Genomic DNA, 15502 nt, shown 5'->3' on the forward strand with positions numbered 1-15502 from the left:
GAGAACCCCTGTGTCCGTATACCTCTATCGGTGGGGAAAGTTCGCCTTCCGCCGGAAATGGATAGTCATCACGGCGTGGATCGCCGCGCTGCTCGTCATCGGCGGACTCGGCGGGGCTCTCGCCAAGCCGTTCCAGGACTCCTTCACCATGCCGAACCTGCCTTCGGAGCGGGCCACGGAAATCCTCGACGCGCATTTCCCGGGGGCATCCAAGGAGTTCGACCCCAATGCCGTCAGCGGAACCTATGTGATCGCCGCGCCGGAGGGTCAGAAGCTGACCGATCCCGGGCCGCAGGCCGCGCTGTCGCAGTTCCTGACCAAGCTCGGTGACCTGCCCATCGTGGACAAGTCGTCGCCGCTGATGAATCCCATCGACGCCACCAAGAAGATCGGTGAGCAGGCGGGCATCGACTGCCTCGGCGGCGACCGTTCCAACCCGAACTTCTCCGCGATCTGCTCCAGCGCGCCGCTGAACGTGCTGAACAAGACCAACCCGGATTCGGTGGCGACGGTCCAGACCAAGTTCGACATCGCGAAGTTCTCCGACATCAAGCAGGCCGACCGCGACGCCGCCTACAAAGTGGGCGACGAGGCGCGCGCGGCCGGGCTGCAGGTCGAGCTCACCGGTTCGATCGCGCAGGATCCGGGCGGGTCGAACGGCTCCTCCGAGCTGATCGGCATCGCGGTGGCGCTGGTGGTCATGGTGATCGCGTTCGGCGCGATCGTGGCTGCCTTCGTGCCGATCCTCACCGCGCTCGTCGGTGTGGGCACCGCCATCTCCATCATCATGTTCGGCACCCACTTCCTGACCGTGCCGACCTTCACCCCGATCCTGGCCTCCATGATCGGCCTGGCGCTGTCCATCGACTACGCCATGTTCATCGTCTCGCGCTACAAACACGAACTGGCCGTGTCGAATTCGCCGGAAGAGGCCGCGGGCACCGCGGTCGGCACCGCGGGTTCGGCCGTCATCTTCGCGGGTCTGACCGTCATCATCGCGCTGGCGGGCCTGAGCTTCGTCGGTGTCAGCTTCCTCACCTACATGGGCATCTTCGGCGCGGTCTCCGCAGCCATGGCTGTGCTGGTCGCCGTCACCCTGATGCCGGCGCTGATGGGCGCGTTCGGCCGCTTCCTGTTCAAGCCGAAGCTGCCGCTGGTCGCCAAGCACGATCCCGAGGACGAGACCTCGGTCACCAACGGCATGCGCTTCGCCCGCCTCATCGGCAAGGCGCCCGCGCTGACGCTGGGCATTTCCGTGGTGCTACTGGGTCTGCTGGCCGCGCCCGCCGTGAACCTGCAACTGGGTCTGCCCGGCGGCGACTCCATGCCCAAGCACACCACCGTCCGCAAGGCGTACGACCTGCAGACCGCGGGCTTCGGCGAGGGCGCCAACGGCACCCTGCTGGTGGCCGTCGACCTCAGCAAGACGCCCGAGAACCAGCGCACCGAGGCCCTCGACGCGCTGCGCTCCAAGCTGGCCTCCTACCCGGGCATGGACTACCTGACCCTGGCCCGGCCCAGCGCGGACAAGCAGGCCGCCATGTTCATGGGCGTGCCCAAGTCCGGACCGAACAACCAGGAGACCAAGGACCTGGTCAAGAACGCCCGCAATGCCGAGTCCGAATTCCATGACCGGTACGGCATGGAGTACGGCATCACCGGCACCACCGCCATCTACGCGGACGTCTCGCAGGCGCTGCTGAACAAGATCATTCCGTACCTGGCGATCGTGGCCGGCGCGGCATTCATCCTGTTGCTCTTGGTGTTCCGCTCCATCCTGGTGCCGCTGACCGCCGCGTTGGGCTTCCTGCTCTCCATGGCGGCCACCTTCGGCGCGACCGTGCTGATCTTCCAGGAGGGCCACTTCGGCCTGGTGGAGGCGCATCCGCTGGTGAGCTTCCTGCCGATCATGCTGATCGGCCTGGTCTTCGGTCTCGCCATGGACTACCAGGTCTTCCTGGTCACGCGCATGCGTGAGGAGTACGTGCACGGCAAGTCCGCCAAGGACGCCATGATCAGCGGCTACCACCACGGCGCCCGCGTGGTGACCTCCGCCGCCATCATCATGATCTCGGTGTTCAGCGCCTTCATGCTCGACGACAACGTGGTGGCCAAGTCCATGGGCTTCGCCATGGCGGCCGGCGTCTTCTTCGACGCCTTCATCGTCCGCATGGTCCTCATCCCGTCCCTGCTCGCCCTGCTGGGCAAGTGGGCCTGGTGGCTCCCGAAGTGGCTGGACCGCATCCTCCCCGACATCGACGTGGAAGGCGCCAAGCTCGCCGAGCTGAAGCAGTCCGCAGCCCCGGTCGAGGACAAGCAGCCCGCCACGGTCGGCTGACCCCCGCACGAAAGCCGCTCGGCCCCCACCCGATTCCCCGGGTGGGGGCCGAGTTCTTTTGCGTCACTGCTCGTTTCACCGCCCGAAGCGGGTGACGGCATTGCGGACCGGGATGCCCGCGCCCCGGCCGCCCTCACCGAGCCCTACCCCACCGCGATCAACCGCGTCCTCGACCTGTTCCTCGCCGACCGCCCGCGGTCGCTGGTGCCGGAGCCGTTCACCGAACCCCGCGACGCCCTCGACCCGCTGTGGAACGACACCCTGCGCGCGCCGCCTGGGCCGCGGCCAACGACCGCCCGATCTTCGTCGGCGAGTTCGGTACCAGCACCAACGCCGACACCGCGAGCCGTGCCCGGTGGACCGACTTCAACCGGCGGCTGGCCGAGGAGTACGGATTCTCCTGGGGCTGCTGGTCTTTCGCCCCTGCCTTCGCTCCGTACGACCTCGAGACCCAGCGCTGGAACCAGCCACCGCTGAGCGCACTGATGGACTGATCCGGCGCCCGATCAGGGATTCGGCGCCTTGCCCGATCAAAAAAGTAGCCCCTGACCTGCTTTCGCAGACCAGGGGCTGTGGCGGTGGCGGAGGGATTTGAACCCTCGGAGGGGGGTTACCCCTCACACGCTTTCGAGGCGTGCTCCTTAGGCCGCTCGGACACGCCACCGCTGGTGACTCTACCCGAGCACCCGCCGGATCCTGAAATCGCCTGGAGAGAGGGCTAGGGGCGGTGGGAATCGAAGAAATCGGCGAGGAGAGCGGCGCATTCGGGTTCGAGGACGCCGGCGCGAACCTGGGGGCGGTGATTGAGACGTCGGTCACGGACCACGTCCCACAGGGAGCCGACGGCGCCGGTCTTGGGTTCCCAGGCGCCGAAGACCAGGCGGCCGATGCGGGAGAGGACCAGGGCGCCGGCGCACATGGTGCACGGTTCGAGGGTGACGGCCAGGGTCGCGCCCTCGAGGCGCCAGCCGTCGCCCAGCACCCGGGCGGCGGCGCGCAGGGCCAGGACCTCGGCGTGGGCGGTCGGATCGCCCAGGGCTTCACGGGCATTGGCGGCACGCGCCAGCTCCCGGCCCTGGGCATCGAAAACGACCGCGCCGACGGGGACATCGCGCGGGTCGGCGGCAGCCGCCGCAGCGATGGCGGCCCGCATCATCGCCTCGTCCGAGGCGAGCGAGCCGATCAACGCGGGAGCTTGTCCAGGACCGCGGAGAATTCGTTGGCGAAGCCGAGGCGCTGGGCGATCATGCCGAGCTGCTCGTCCGGGTACAGGTCGGTCTCCGCGAGGATGACCGACAGCACCGGCTCGGGCAGGCCGAGATCGGCGAGGACGCCGAGGTCGCCTTCCTCCCAGGGCTCGACATCGTCGATCTCGTCCGGGTCGATGTCGGGAATCTCGATATTGAGTTCCTCGAGCACATCGGCCGCGATGTCGTAGTCGATGGCGGCCGTGGCGTCGGACAGCAGGATGCGGCTGCCGGTGGGGCCCGGGCGCAGGATGATGAAGAATTCGTCGTCGACATCGAGCAGGCCGAACACCGCGCCGGAACTTCGCAATGCCCGCAGCTCGTGCTCGGCCGCGGACAGACTGGACAGTGAGGCGTCGCTCAGGGGCGTCACTTTCCAGTTGGCTTCCTCGCGGACAACCGCCACTGCGAACCCTTCCACGTCGTCGAATTCATCCGACGCCGCCCTGTTCGTGCTCGAGCGCTGTGCTGCCATGGCCGCAACGGTAGTCCGCTTCGGGGGAAATGTTGAAGTCGTATGCGAATCTGATCGCATGACGGGCACTCCGAAACCAGCTGTCTGCGTCCTGGGTACCGGTTTGATCGGCGGTTCGGTGCTGCGCGCCGCTACCGTCGCCGGGTACGAGGCGTTCGGCTACAACCGGTCCGAGGTCGGCGCGAAGGCGGCCCGCTTGGACGGATACGACGTGATCAGCGATGCGGAGGCGGTGCTCACCCGGGCGGCCGAGCGCGATGCGCTGGTGGTGATCGGCGTGCCCATGCCCGCCATCGACGCCGTGCTCTCGGATGTGAAGACCTTCGCTCCCGGCTGCGTACTGACCGATGTGGTCAGCGTGAAGGCGCCGGTCGCGGCGGCCGTGCAGCGTCACGAACTGGGCGCCCGTTACGTCGGCGGCCACCCCATGGCCGGGACCAGTGAATCCGGTTGGGCCGCATCCTCTCCCGAGCTGTTCAAGAACGCGGCGTGGGCGGTGAGCGTCGATCCGGGCGTACATGCCGACCCCTTCCGGCGAGTCGCGCAGCTCGCACTGGACTGCGGCGCGGTGGTGGTGCCGGTACTGGCGGTGGAACACGATCGCGCGGTCGCCCGCATCTCGCACCTGCCCCACGTTCTCGCCGAGGCCCTCGCCATCGAGGGTTCCAACGGTGGCCCGCTGGCCCTCGGACTCGCGGCCGGCTCCTTCCGCGACGGCACCCGCGTCGCCGCCACCGCCCCCGACCTGGTCCGCGCCATCTGCGAACCGAACGCCGCGGCGCTGCTGGACGTGCTCGACGACACCCTCGAGGTCCTCACCCAGGCCCGGGACAGCCTGCGTGCCAACGGCACCATCACCGAACTCACCGAAGCCGGGCACGACGCCCGCAACGACTACGAGGACAACGAGCGCTGGGTCATCACCGATGTCCGCCCCGGCGACCACAACTGGCTCACCAAGCTCATCGACGCGGGCCGCTCCGGCGGCGTCCTGACCACCCTGGACTAGGCACGCCCGGCCTCGGCTAGATCCGTTCGGCCAGGCCCGGGTAGTCGAGCAGGAAGCCGTCCTCGTCGACGGTGACGGTCGCGCTGGAGACGGGCGAGAGCACGTGGATGCCGTCGGGGCCGCTGCTGTAGGTGAGGCCCGCTTCCTGCACGAGGAGATCGGGCAGGCGCACGTAGACGACCGGAACCTGCACGTCCTCGCTGGCGTGGGCCAGCCCGTAGCGACGGATGGGCAGGGTGTTGAAGAACGGGCTCAGCACCACGTCCACATCCAGCGCGCCGCCGAAGGTGGAGCGCACGTGGGTGTTTCCGGCGTCGATGAGCCAGTAGTTCTCCTCGTCGCGGGCGATCGAGGCGTGGCGTTCGCCCGAGGCGAGGGTGCTGCGCAGCGACAGCCGCTTGGTCACCCCGGATTCGTCGGTGACCAGGTCGTAGGACGCGCTGAAGGCAGGGTGGTCCTCACAGTCGCCGGCGATGATGCGGCCCGCGGCGCGAATCCGGTTGCCGCTCAGCACCACCCGCACCGACTCCATGCGCGACGCGTTGTGCGCCCGCCAGGTGAGAATGGCCGGCCACCGCGGCGCAACCGGGTTGGCGTCCTCACTCCCGATATCCGTCACGCCTATAACCGTAGTTCCCCGCGCCCGCGCACCCGCGATCCCCGGCCGGTATCACTCCCCCGGCGGCACATCGTGATCAACATGCAATGGTGCCGACCGGTTCCCGGTGTTTGCGCACGACATCGAGTACCGATCACCCACCCGAGTCATAGCGAGGGGCTCTGGACCGGGGGTGGGCAGGGGTGTTGGTCACGGTGGGGGTGCGGGGACTCGAGTAACGTGCTCTGGGGCACGGGGACTCCGGGGTGAAAGGACTGTTGTGACGGGCGCGCGGATGGTCGGCCTGTTCGCCGGCATCGGCGGGCTGGAGTTCGGGCTCGCGGCGCACGGATGGCGAAGTGAACTGCTGTGCGAGATCGACTCCGGAGCGCAGGCGGTGCTGGCCGCGCATTTCCCGGACGTGCCACTGCATTCCGATGTGACGAAGCTGCGCGCACTGCCGTCGGGGACGGAGCTGGTGGCGGCGGGCTTCCCCTGCCAGGATCTGTCGCAGGCCGGGCGGACGGCCGGAATCACCGGGGCCCGTTCGGGTTTGGTGGACGAGGTGTTCCGGCTGGTCAAGCGCAAGAAGGGCCCGCGCTGGCTGCTCATCGAGAATGTGCCGTTCATGCTGCAGCTCGGCGGCGGCGCGGCGATGCGGCACATCACCGCCGCGCTCACCGACCTCGGCTACACCTGGGCCTACCGGGTGGTGGACGCCCGCGCGTTCGGGCTGCCGCAGCGGCGGGAACGGGTGCTGATGCTGGCCTCCCGCACCGAGGACCCGCGGCCGATCCTGTTCGGCACGGACGCCGGGCCCCGCGAGATGGGCGACCCGGCGCACGATCCGTGCGGCTTCTACTGGACCGAGGGCACCCGCGGCCTGGGCTGGGCGGTGAATGCCGTGCCCACCCTGAAAGGCGGTTCGGCCCTGGGCATTGCGAGCCCGCCCGCGGTGCGGCTCCCATCGGGTGAACTGGTCACGCCCGGCATCACCGACGCCGAGCGGCTGCAGGGCTTCGACCGGGATTGGACCACAGCCGCTCTCGCCGTGCCCGGGGTGCGGCCGGGGCATCGCTGGAAACTGGTCGGCAATGCGGTGAGTGTGCGCATGGCGTCCTGGATCGCCGAGCGCGTCACCAACCCGTCCGACGATCCGATCCCGGACGGCGAATCGCTGACCCGCCGCAGCTGGCCGACGGCGGCTTGGGGGCATCGCGGGGAGGTGCATCGGGTTCCGGTGTCCACCTGGCCCGTTCACGCGCCGTACGAGGATCTGCGCTGGTTCCTCGACGACTCCCGGCTGCTGTCCGCGCGGGCGACCGCGGGTTTCCTGCGTCGCACCCGGATGGGTTCGCTGCGTTTCCCCGAGGGGTTCCTCGACGATGTGGAGAACCATCTCGAGCGCATGGGGGGCGCACCGCGCGAGGCCGCATGACACCTTCGGGGCACCTTGCCGGCGGCGCCGGGCGCGGCGAGGATGGCCCGATGGCGGATGCGCGGCGACCGGGCACCGATGCGGCGACCAGCGCGCGCATGGCCAGGCAGCGGCGTGTGGGGACGAAGCCGGAGCTGGCCCTGCGGCGGGAATTGCATCGGCGCGGAAAACGCTTCTTCGTGGACCGGGCTCCGCTGCCGGGACTGCGGCGGCGGGCCGATCTCGTGTTCCCGCGGCGGAAGGTGGCGGTCTATGTGGACGGATGCTTCTGGCACAGCTGCCCGCAGCATGCGACACGCCCGAAGAACAATGCCCAGTGGTGGGCCGACAAACTGGCGGGCAATGTGGCACGCGATCGCGATACCGATGCCCGGCTGGCCGCGGCGGGCTGGACCGTGGTGCGGGTGTGGGAACACGAGGCCGCGGAGTCGGCGGCCGACCTGGTGATGCGGGCTTTGGCGCGCGGCGTCTGACGTCCTCGCCGGCGCATGGGAGACAATGGTCCTACGACCGGACCAGCGGACCAGTCCGGACAGATCAGAAGCTGCGGGCAGGGCAGTACGAGTAAGCGAGGCCAGCGAAAGCGAGCGCGGTGATGCCAACCGAGCAGAAACTAGCCGAGGCGGTTCCTGTGGAGGACACTCTCCAGCCGCGATGGCGACGGGTGCTGCGCTGGTTCATCGCGATCTTGATCGCGGTCGCCGGACTCGGCTATTCCTCCTGGGTCCTGGAATTCATCCTCCCGATCAAGAGCAACCCCACCAACACCTTCCTGAGCCAGCTGGCCGAGAAGGGCGCGCCGTTCCACTGGGTGTTCACCACCGGCGACACCGTGTCCGGCATGCTGCTGGTGGTGGCGGGACTTGGCGGACTGCTGCTGTTCTCGCGACGGCGGTACTCGACCATCGGCTGGGCCGCGCTGGTCTGCTTCGGCGCGTCCACCATCGCGGACGCGCAATGGCCCATCGTGCCGGACGATCCGAACGGGCCCAAACGGTATGTGGACACCGGCCTGTTCCCGCAGTTGCACCAGATCCATGCGCTGACCAGCACGCTGGCGGTGTTCTCCATCTACATCGCGATGATCGCGTTCACCGTGGCGGCCTTCAAATACCGGCGCTGGCCGATTCTGCGGCACACCGGACTGTGGATTCTGATCGTCGGTTCGGCGGTGACGGCGTGGATGCTGATCGCCGACAATCTGCCCGGCAACTACGGCCTGGGCATCGCACAACGCATCCAGGTCGGGGCCATGTCGATGTGGCTGGTGGCGCTGGCGGTGCAAATCGTTGTGGCCGAACGGGATTCCGGAATCCCGACCCGGCATCGGCACACCGCGCGCTGATCCGGTCACCGACCGCTCCGACTGGGTAGGGTCGGACTCGTGACCAGCGATGCGCAACTCGCCGACACCGCAGCCCTGCTCGACACCGTCGCCGCCGCGACCGAGCGCCTGCTCCCCGCGATCGCCGCCCTCGGCGACGCCGACCTGGTGGAACCCTCACTGTTGCCCGGCTGGACCCGCGGCCACGTGCTCGCCCACCTCTCCCGCAATGCCGACAGCCTGGTCAATCTGCTGCTGTGGGCCCGCACCGGCATCGAAACCCCGCAGTACGCAAGCCAATTCCTCCGCGAGGCCGACATCGAGGCCGGCGCGAACCGCCCCCTGCGCGACCAGCTCGAGGACTTCACCGCCTCCGCCGAACGCTGGCTGGACCTGGCCCGGGTCATGCCCGCCGACCGCTGGCCCACCCTCGTCCGCAACCGCCAGGGCGGCGAAATCCCTGCCACCCGCATCCCCTGGATGCGCCTGCTCGAAGTGGAAATCCACCATGTAGACCTCGCCGTCGGCTACACCCCCGCCGACTGGTCCGAGGACTTCACCACCCGGCTCCTGACCCAATCCATCAGCGAGGTCAAACCCGTGGATGGCACCGGCTTCACGGTGACCGCCACCGACACCGGCTACACCGGCACGGTCGGCACCCCGACCACCACTGTCACCGGCCCTGCCACCGCACTGGCCGCCTGGCTCATCGGCCGCTCCCCCGGCACCGACCTCACCGGCAATCTCCCCGACCTCGCCGCCTGGAAGTAAGCGGCGGCCCCGGGGGCCGAGGCGATTCGGGCCGCCGGTCCCGAAAGCCAGCAACCCCGCACCATTCGTCCATGGGTGCGACGTTCCGTGTCGCCGCTGACAACGCCAAACCGAGTACGGACGAGCGGCCTGTTCCGGAAGCTCAAATGTGCGGATCGGATCCGGGGGCCGGTCCCTGTCTCACACGGGACAGCACGGTTTGTCGTCGAATCATTCGAATTCGGCCGACGACGGCGGCGAGACTGCCGATCGCCGTGACCGACGAGTCCTGGAAACTTTGAATGAGCTTGCAGCAGTGGCGACTTCGACTTCGACGTCACCGGCGACCCAGCATCGTCAGCAGAATCGACCGCGAGCCGCAGTGCCTCGAGGCCATGGTCGCGACATTCGCCCGTATGATCGCCGAGACGGTGCACTTGGACACCGGCGCCCGTAGATCTCGGCGAAGTAGGCCGAGATCTCCCCGGTAGCAAGGCCTTTCGCGGTCTTCGCAGGATCTGCCGCGCCCTTCTTCGCGACGGTGTCGAGCATCTCCGACACCGCTCGATCCTTCCTGGCCGAACCGTCAGGTTCGGCCAGTCGGACCAAGGTCAAGATCCGCCGTTATTTCGAAAGTCCCTCTTCCAATCGGGTCAGTTGGCCGACGACCGGGCCGCGTAGATCTCGTGCAGTTCGGTTCCGGCCAAGCAGGGGTCTTGCCTGCTGTGCGGGGACAGTCCGTGTCGGCTCAACAACTCGCAGAATTGGGCCAGGCGGCCATCGGTGTCGTGAACCTCGGCCACCACGGCGCGAATACGGGGCCAGTCCATTTCGGAAATGCCGTGTAAAACGTCCAATTCCGCCCGCTCCACATCCACTTTGAGCAATCCGATCTCGGCGTCGCGGGCATGTTCGGCCAGTAGCGCCGATACCGTGGTGACCTCCACGTCGATCTGCTGGCCGTCGTGCAGGCCGGCAGTGATGTGTCCGATCGATTCGTCATCCAGGCCGCTGTTGCGCAGAAAGATCTTGGTCGTTTCGTCGTCTCCTTCGCGGTCGGCATACAGACCGGAATTGGCCGACGCTCGTGGGTACCAGGTGAACGGCATAATCCCGGGCACGGCGCCGACCGCAACCTGCAGCGACACCCCCTGAGGCACATGAGTGGCCATGTTGCGCTGCAGACAGTGGAAAATCGCCGGTACGGGCTCGGCTGCGATGACCCGAATTCCGGGGCAGGATTCGGCGAACATCATCGCGGTGAGTCCGATGTTCGCGCCGATATCCAGGACGATCTCTCCGGGCCGCAGGTGCCCAGCGGCGTGTCGGTAGAAACCGTTCGTCGCCATCGCCTCGCGCCACAGCATGCGCGCCTCGGCCGGACTCGTGCAGGTCACCATCCTGTCATCGTCGAGTCGCAACGGCTGGAGGGTGGTCAACATACGTTGGTGAACCTTTCAGTCGGGGCCGACGACGGCCAGAGTGTCCGGGGTTTCTCAGCTCTGGGCAGACTTGCGCGCCGACGACCATGTTGGTGCCGGTCATGGCCGGTGACAAAGGCGCTACGCGTGTGCGTAAGCAGTGGATCCATACCGTATTTCCATCGAACACGAACACTTTCCAGCTGAGTTCGCATTCGCTTCTTCTCTCGCTCACACTCGGCGGCATCGCCGCACAGTGAACCTGGCTCCTGCTGATCCTCGAGATCACTTGCACGGCAACTTCATCGACATCGGAGCGGCGTCACCACGTCAGTTACCCAAGGCGTTTTCGCGAGACAACTATCAGCTCAGCGCGTCACTCACCGGGATGTGGCTCGGCACCGACGTGCGACGATTCCTCCCAGCCCCACGTTGCGATACCTCCCAGCATCTTACGATCGGAAAGGTCGCAGCCGACGAACATTCGCTGAGAAATCCGTCCATCAGCCATCCTTCAGCAGCGTCGATGAGTGTAGCCACACGGGGCGCTCTCCCACACGCTTCCCGGCGGCGTTTCAGCGTCGGGCATTTCGGGCCACCGCGACCGGTTCACTCGCCACCACCGCCAACCGCTACCGCGCTCAATTCGCCAGAGAGCCTGATATCCAAAGAGTTTCGACGCTCCATCAGAAAGGCCGACAACAGGCAGAGGCGCAGCAACCATGAGCTCATCGGACAGACCGCCATCAAGTTCACTGTGTGCGACAGTGCTGCCAGCTCGACCAGGCGCTCGTTCTCGCGCACCTCGGTATCAGCGGGGCCGGGGCCGACGAACGCGTAAGACGCTTGATCGAGTGGCCTGGTGCGCAACGCTTCGACGAACGTTCACGCCGTACGCGATCATCGAGACTTCCAACCTGGAAAGGCTTGTGATGCCGAGAGATACGAGAGCTTCCCCAGACGACGGGTAGCCACTCCGGGCAGGTGGCAGGTCACCACTGCCGGCGTCGGTCACGTCCGATCCATGTCCTCTGCCGTTTCACTCGGGTCGCGTGCAGGCGAGCGATTTGCGCGGCGGAGATTGGAAGCACGTCGACCCACTACCAGGGCGACGGTGAGACCGAGCAGGACCAACACCGCTAGTCGACTCGACACGCGGTCGAGCAAGCCGAGAGCATCGTCGGAGTTGGTCTTGATCGGTGGCGCCGCGGTCGGGGCAGTGGTGCCGATTCGCGGTGCAGATGTAGTGAAAGGAGGCGCGATCGGAGAGTCGTGCTCGGTTCCTGCCGGACCTTGGGATGGGGCCGACCCGACCGCCTCGCTGCCGTGTGACGGGAGGTTGCGACCAGCCAAGTCACGAGCCAATGCGGTGAACCAGTCGCTGAGCACTGCGGTGCTGGGGCGGCCGCCGCCATCGGCGCGGGTATAACCGACGTGGCGGCGAGCGGTGTCAGCAAAGCGAAGCCAGGTTTGCGGGTCGAGAAGTTCCGCGTTGTCGGCACCGATCTGTCCGAGAGCATCGAAGATCTGAATGAGCAGGCCGAACACATCCTGCTGTGGCGGCCGGCTGGTCGACGCGGACCCGATAGCCCTTTCCAGCCGGGCGATGGCGGCAAGAGGGTCGAGCGTCGCAATGCTGGCGATGTCGGCATATTCCGAGCTGGACAGCACGGCCCCGGTGATCGAAAGGAGTGTGTTGAACGCAGCGGTGGCCAGCTTCAGCAGCGCCTCGCGAGACTGCAGGTCGGCCTGGACGCGCAGATCGGCGGCTTCGGCCAGACGGATGCTGAGAGGCTTTTCCGGAGTCAACGACAGCGTTCCGAGCGAGTAGCCGTGTAGGTCCTCGTCCACCACTGCCGTCAGAGTCTTCGCGATTGTCGCCTGGATTACGCGGTGGATGGACGATAGCGTCGCGACGGGGTTGGCCGGCGTGAATTCAATCTGGCCGACCATGGTCACGATCATATGCAGCAGCGGAGACCTGGTGGGTGCGTCGCAAGCGAGGTCACCGGGCAGGCACACCGAGGCAACCCGCCCGGTGAGCTGCCCGAAGTCTTCGGCGATGTCTCGCACCGGCCCGATGCCTCCACCCGACGGCGTTGGAAGCGAAAACTTCGGCAGCGCAGCCACTTCTGTCCCGACGGTGCCGGGGGCCGGGTCGGGATGATCCTTGCCTGGATCTCCGGGAAATACCGGCGCGGCTGGGCTACGGGTCGGATCCCCGAACAACGCCACCCCTGCTACCTTGTCCGCAGGCACCAGGCTTTCTCCGGCGCCAATCTCGCGCGCGAATATCGAAACAACATGCGCACCTTGCGAATACCCGACCAACCCAAGTTCTGTATTCGGGCAGTGGTAGACGACTTCGCGGGCCATCGACCGAAGACGGGATAGGCCGCCGGTCATGGACTTCGCGTACGGCACCCGGCTACCGGGCATGAATCCGCCGAAAGATGCTTGGTAAGGAACATATGCACGGCTCGCTACCGCCTGACCGACGGCGGACATTACCGGAACGAAGACCGCCGATAATGTGCCACCATCGACGGAAACGGGCGTGTCGGGCGACGAGTCACTCGTTCCCTGCACCCCGAGAAGAAACAGGCTCGGACACGAGCGCAAATCCAAGGTAGCGCCATCTGCAGGCTCGGCCACTGCCGACCCCACCGCCATAGTGGAGGTAATGAATACGAGCGTCGCGGCGACTAACAACCTCGCGCTTGTCGACCACGCCTGCGTTTGGGGCATCAATGGACGAATCCTCCAGAATGAACTCACCACATGCTGTGGCGAATAGTGCGCAACCAATGGTCAGCTCACTGCCCCGGAACAACGGCCGGCATAGTTGTTCCGATACCGCAGGAGCGACCCGATCGCCGGTACTGGAAACCCGTGGATTTCCGCGACCGGCAGTGGGGGCGTTGAGTAGCCCTGAAATCCCTGCCCCGATGAGAGCAAGCAACATTCGATCTTCCCGCGTGCCGATATATGCACCTTTCGGTCACATGCCCAGTTAGCGACGGGCAGCGGCGATCCAGGATCAGGGGTCCTGCTGCGAAGTCGCATGCCGCACGTAACGTTTGCCTTTCCATGCTGCGGTCCGCGGAGAACACTATGTGCAGTTCGAAGCTACGGCCGTCGTAGATGGGGGCAATTCTCGCCGCCAGTGGCCCGCACCCGATGACCAATGTTCACATTTTGCCCGTTTTGCACGAACAAGCCATATGACACGCCCGCTGTGCGGCAGTGCTTGACGTCCCGGTCCACGGTGGATAGATTTCCGGCCAGTTCCCATCCGTGCGCCGTCCGGTACCGAATACTGTGCGGTTCGCAGGCATGATCTGCGGAGATGTCGACTCGCACGGACGGAGAACAGATGGTGCTGATCTAGTCATCCCGGGTGCGTACAAGGCATGTACGCACCCGGGATTATTGTCCTGCTCCCCCCACTACACAATTAGTGCTGCAATTGTTCGGAACTTCGGCGGGTCCAGCTGATTCTGTCCGAACTTCTACAACGCAGGGCAGATGCCATACATCCGCACACAATGCCATTATATAGTGAGGTGAAATGAGCACGAACCCATTCGACGACGAAGACGGCCAGTTCTCCGTTCTGATCAATCACGAAGAACAGTATTGCTTGTGGCCAAGCTTTGCCGAGATCCCGAACGGGTGGCATCGAGCGTTCGGCGAGGACAGCCGAAACGCCTGCATGGAATACATCGAGAAGAACTGGACTGATATGCGTCCGAAAACCCTGAGGCAGTCGATATCCGCCGATTCCTCGGTAGCTCAGGTCGTCGACGCTTGACCCCGAGGCCGAATCAGCGCGTACGTGGGAGTTGAAATCTCTTTCCACATGAAAGGCGATCCATGGGCACAGGCAAACATAGAGCTCCCCAGTTGGTCCGATACAAAATGGTGTCGTTGGTCGTCGCGGGAGTAGTTCCATTGACATTCGGGCTGGCGGGAACCGGGGCCGCGAACGCCGCGCATACCGAGCGCACCAAACAATCTCAGCCCGACCCGTCTCAGCCCGACCAGAATCAACCCGACCAGAGTCAGCCTGACCAGAATCAACCCGAGCAGACTCAACCCGACCAGCCCGGAGGCGACCAGCCGGTGCAGTGGCCCGCGGCTGAAGCACCCAATGTGCATCCGTACCAGGGGTTTCGGATTCCAGATAACACGCTGAGTTCGCTGCAGTGGGCGCGGCCGATACCGGAGAACAAGTACCTCGCTCCCCTGGGAGCGTTGCACGGGCCCGTGTCGGTAGCCCCGGTGCCGCCAATTGCGCCCCCGCCGGGCAAATTGCGTTTCGGTGACGTGCAAGTCGATTCACCGGGGTGGCTGAATCGTGAGCTGGCAATCCAGCTGAACGATGGCGCCGCCCAAGCCGAGGCCGGCACAGCAACGTTCCTCGACTCGATCGGAATGGAGCGCAGCCGGTCGGACCGCGTCGCAGGAGAAACGATTGGCGGCGCCGTGACCGGCGCGGTGGTGGGAGCAGCGGTCGTGAGCCCCTTCGGGCTGTTCGGCGGGGTCGTCGGCGGCATGATGGGTACGGCGATCGGCCTGCCATTTGCGCCAATCGGCCTTGCAGCGGGTCCCATAGGCGCCGCTTACGGCATGGCCCTCATGGAGGTTCCATTTGCGGCCATCGGTGCCGGCATAGGCGCATCTCTCGGTGCGGTGCAAGCACTCAGCGCACCCCCGCGGACGGTCGACGACTGAAACCACCGGTAGTCGGCCCGATTTGCCGTCGCGGGATCTGGAGTCGGGCCGACCGGTCGACGAGGGCCACAACGCAGGCGTGGGCACCGGCTTCCATCGGTCCGCCGATTGGTGAAGGCGTCCGCGAATTCCTCCTTGCCGGGGGTGTGGTGTTCGCCGAGA

General features: G+C 66.3%; 15 protein-coding genes and 1 tRNA gene. 9 read left to right on the forward strand and 7 right to left on the reverse strand.

Annotated elements, in window-relative coordinates; all coding sequences use genetic code 11:
* Positions 1 to 10 precede the first annotated feature (10 nt).
* A complete protein-coding gene (locus tag ACIRRA_RS06720; RefSeq protein WP_402764074.1) occupies positions 11 to 2338 on the forward strand; it encodes an MMPL family transporter in 2328 nt (775 codons plus the stop codon).
* 248 nt (positions 2339 to 2586) lie between these two features.
* Complete coding sequence (locus tag ACIRRA_RS06725) at positions 2587 to 2832, forward strand: cellulase family glycosylhydrolase (protein WP_402764077.1); 246 nt, start codon at positions 2587 to 2589, stop codon at positions 2830 to 2832.
* Between the two features lie 79 nt (positions 2833 to 2911).
* Here ACIRRA_RS06725 and ACIRRA_RS06730 read toward each other — a convergent pair.
* The 3 genes from ACIRRA_RS06730 to ACIRRA_RS06740 form a co-directional block, all read right to left on the reverse strand.
* Positions 2912 to 3002 (reverse strand) — tRNA-Ser (locus tag ACIRRA_RS06730).
* Between the two features lie 54 nt (positions 3003 to 3056).
* Positions 3057 to 3494 carry a nucleoside deaminase gene (locus ACIRRA_RS06735; protein ID WP_357001211.1) on the reverse strand — a complete coding sequence of 146 codons (438 nt, stop codon included), beginning with the start codon at positions 3492 to 3494 and terminating at the stop codon, positions 3057 to 3059.
* A 26-nt stretch (positions 3495 to 3520) separates the two neighbouring features.
* Positions 3521 to 4060: a tRNA adenosine deaminase-associated protein gene (locus ACIRRA_RS06740; RefSeq protein WP_357001154.1), complete on the reverse strand. Its 540-nt coding sequence runs from the start codon at positions 4058 to 4060 to the stop codon at positions 3521 to 3523.
* 58 nt (positions 4061 to 4118) lie between these two features.
* Between ACIRRA_RS06740 and ACIRRA_RS06745 the strand changes: the two genes are divergently transcribed.
* Positions 4119 to 5069, forward strand: coding sequence for a prephenate dehydrogenase (locus ACIRRA_RS06745; protein ID WP_402764080.1), 951 nt, complete (start codon positions 4119 to 4121; stop codon positions 5067 to 5069).
* A gap of 16 nt (positions 5070 to 5085) precedes the next feature.
* Here the strand turns inward: ACIRRA_RS06745 and ACIRRA_RS06750 are convergent, their stop codons facing one another.
* Positions 5086 to 5679 (reverse strand): putative glycolipid-binding domain-containing protein, encoded by a 594-nt coding sequence (locus ACIRRA_RS06750; protein WP_402764831.1) that lies wholly within the window; start codon positions 5677 to 5679, stop codon positions 5086 to 5088.
* A 283-nt stretch (positions 5680 to 5962) separates the two neighbouring features.
* Here ACIRRA_RS06750 and ACIRRA_RS06755 point away from each other — a divergent pair, with 283 nt between their 5' ends.
* The 4 genes from ACIRRA_RS06755 to ACIRRA_RS06770 all read left to right on the forward strand — a co-directional run bounded on the left by ACIRRA_RS06755 (position 5963) and on the right by ACIRRA_RS06770 (position 9203).
* Positions 5963 to 7105 (forward strand): DNA cytosine methyltransferase, encoded by a 1143-nt coding sequence (locus tag ACIRRA_RS06755; protein WP_402764834.1) that lies wholly within the window; start codon positions 5963 to 5965, stop codon positions 7103 to 7105.
* 50 nt (positions 7106 to 7155) lie between these two features.
* Positions 7156 to 7578 (forward strand): very short patch repair endonuclease, encoded by a 423-nt coding sequence (locus ACIRRA_RS06760; RefSeq protein WP_402764083.1) that lies wholly within the window; start codon positions 7156 to 7158, stop codon positions 7576 to 7578.
* 158 nt (positions 7579 to 7736) lie between these two features.
* A complete protein-coding gene (locus ACIRRA_RS06765; protein ID WP_402764085.1) occupies positions 7737 to 8450 on the forward strand; it encodes a DUF998 domain-containing protein in 714 nt (237 codons plus the stop codon).
* A gap of 39 nt (positions 8451 to 8489) precedes the next feature.
* Positions 8490 to 9203 carry a maleylpyruvate isomerase family mycothiol-dependent enzyme gene (locus ACIRRA_RS06770; protein ID WP_402764088.1) on the forward strand — a complete coding sequence of 238 codons (714 nt, stop codon included), beginning with the start codon at positions 8490 to 8492 and terminating at the stop codon, positions 9201 to 9203.
* A gap of 632 nt (positions 9204 to 9835) precedes the next feature.
* Here the strand turns inward: ACIRRA_RS06770 and ACIRRA_RS06775 are convergent.
* The 3 genes from ACIRRA_RS06775 to ACIRRA_RS06785 form a co-directional block, all read right to left on the reverse strand.
* Entirely contained in the window at positions 9836 to 10624 is a 789-nt protein-coding gene (locus ACIRRA_RS06775; RefSeq protein ID WP_402764091.1) for an FkbM family methyltransferase, read from the reverse strand.
* 588 nt (positions 10625 to 11212) lie between these two features.
* On the reverse strand, positions 11213 to 11407 hold the full coding sequence (locus ACIRRA_RS06780; RefSeq protein WP_402764093.1) for a hypothetical protein: 195 nt from the start codon (positions 11405 to 11407) through the stop codon (positions 11213 to 11215).
* 207 nt (positions 11408 to 11614) lie between these two features.
* Positions 11615 to 13351: a cutinase family protein gene (locus ACIRRA_RS06785; RefSeq protein WP_402764095.1), complete on the reverse strand. Its 1737-nt coding sequence runs from the start codon at positions 13349 to 13351 to the stop codon at positions 11615 to 11617.
* Between the two features lie 823 nt (positions 13352 to 14174).
* Between ACIRRA_RS06785 and ACIRRA_RS06790 the strand changes: the two genes are divergently transcribed.
* Positions 14175 to 14417 (forward strand): MbtH family protein, encoded by a 243-nt coding sequence (locus ACIRRA_RS06790; RefSeq protein WP_402764097.1) that lies wholly within the window; start codon positions 14175 to 14177, stop codon positions 14415 to 14417.
* A 140-nt stretch (positions 14418 to 14557) separates the two neighbouring features.
* Positions 14558 to 15340 carry a hypothetical protein gene (locus ACIRRA_RS06795; RefSeq protein WP_402764099.1) on the forward strand — a complete coding sequence of 261 codons (783 nt, stop codon included), beginning with the start codon at positions 14558 to 14560 and terminating at the stop codon, positions 15338 to 15340.
* The last annotated feature ends 162 nt before the right edge of the window (positions 15341 to 15502 follow it).

Origin of the sequence: Nocardia sp. NPDC101769 (assembly GCF_044766925.1) — a bacterium.
In the GTDB taxonomy this organism is placed as follows: domain Bacteria; phylum Actinomycetota; class Actinomycetes; order Mycobacteriales; family Mycobacteriaceae; genus Nocardia.

What these genes read in the sequence shown, in the direction of transcription:
- ACIRRA_RS06755 (WP_402764834.1), top strand. Translation starts at nt 5,963, where the DNA reads ATGGTCGGCCTGTTCGCCGGCATCGGCGGGCTGGAGTTCGGGCTCGCG.
- ACIRRA_RS06745 (WP_402764080.1), top strand. Translation starts at nt 4,119, where the DNA reads ATGACGGGCACTCCGAAACCAGCTGTCTGCGTCCTGGGTACCGGTTTG.
- ACIRRA_RS06740 (WP_357001154.1), bottom strand. Translation starts at nt 4,060, where the DNA reads ATGGCAGCACAGCGCTCGAGCACGAACAGGGCGGCGTCGGATGAATTC.
- ACIRRA_RS06775 (WP_402764091.1), bottom strand. Translation starts at nt 10,624, where the DNA reads ATGTTGACCACCCTCCAGCCGTTGCGACTCGACGATGACAGGATGGTG.
- ACIRRA_RS06760 (WP_402764083.1), top strand. Translation starts at nt 7,156, where the DNA reads ATGGCGGATGCGCGGCGACCGGGCACCGATGCGGCGACCAGCGCGCGC.
- ACIRRA_RS06735 (WP_357001211.1), bottom strand. Translation starts at nt 3,494, where the DNA reads ATGATGCGGGCCGCCATCGCTGCGGCGGCTGCCGCCGACCCGCGCGAT.
- ACIRRA_RS06785 (WP_402764095.1), bottom strand. Translation starts at nt 13,351, where the DNA reads ATGCCCCAAACGCAGGCGTGGTCGACAAGCGCGAGGTTGTTAGTCGCC.
- ACIRRA_RS06790 (WP_402764097.1), top strand. Translation starts at nt 14,175, where the DNA reads ATGAGCACGAACCCATTCGACGACGAAGACGGCCAGTTCTCCGTTCTG.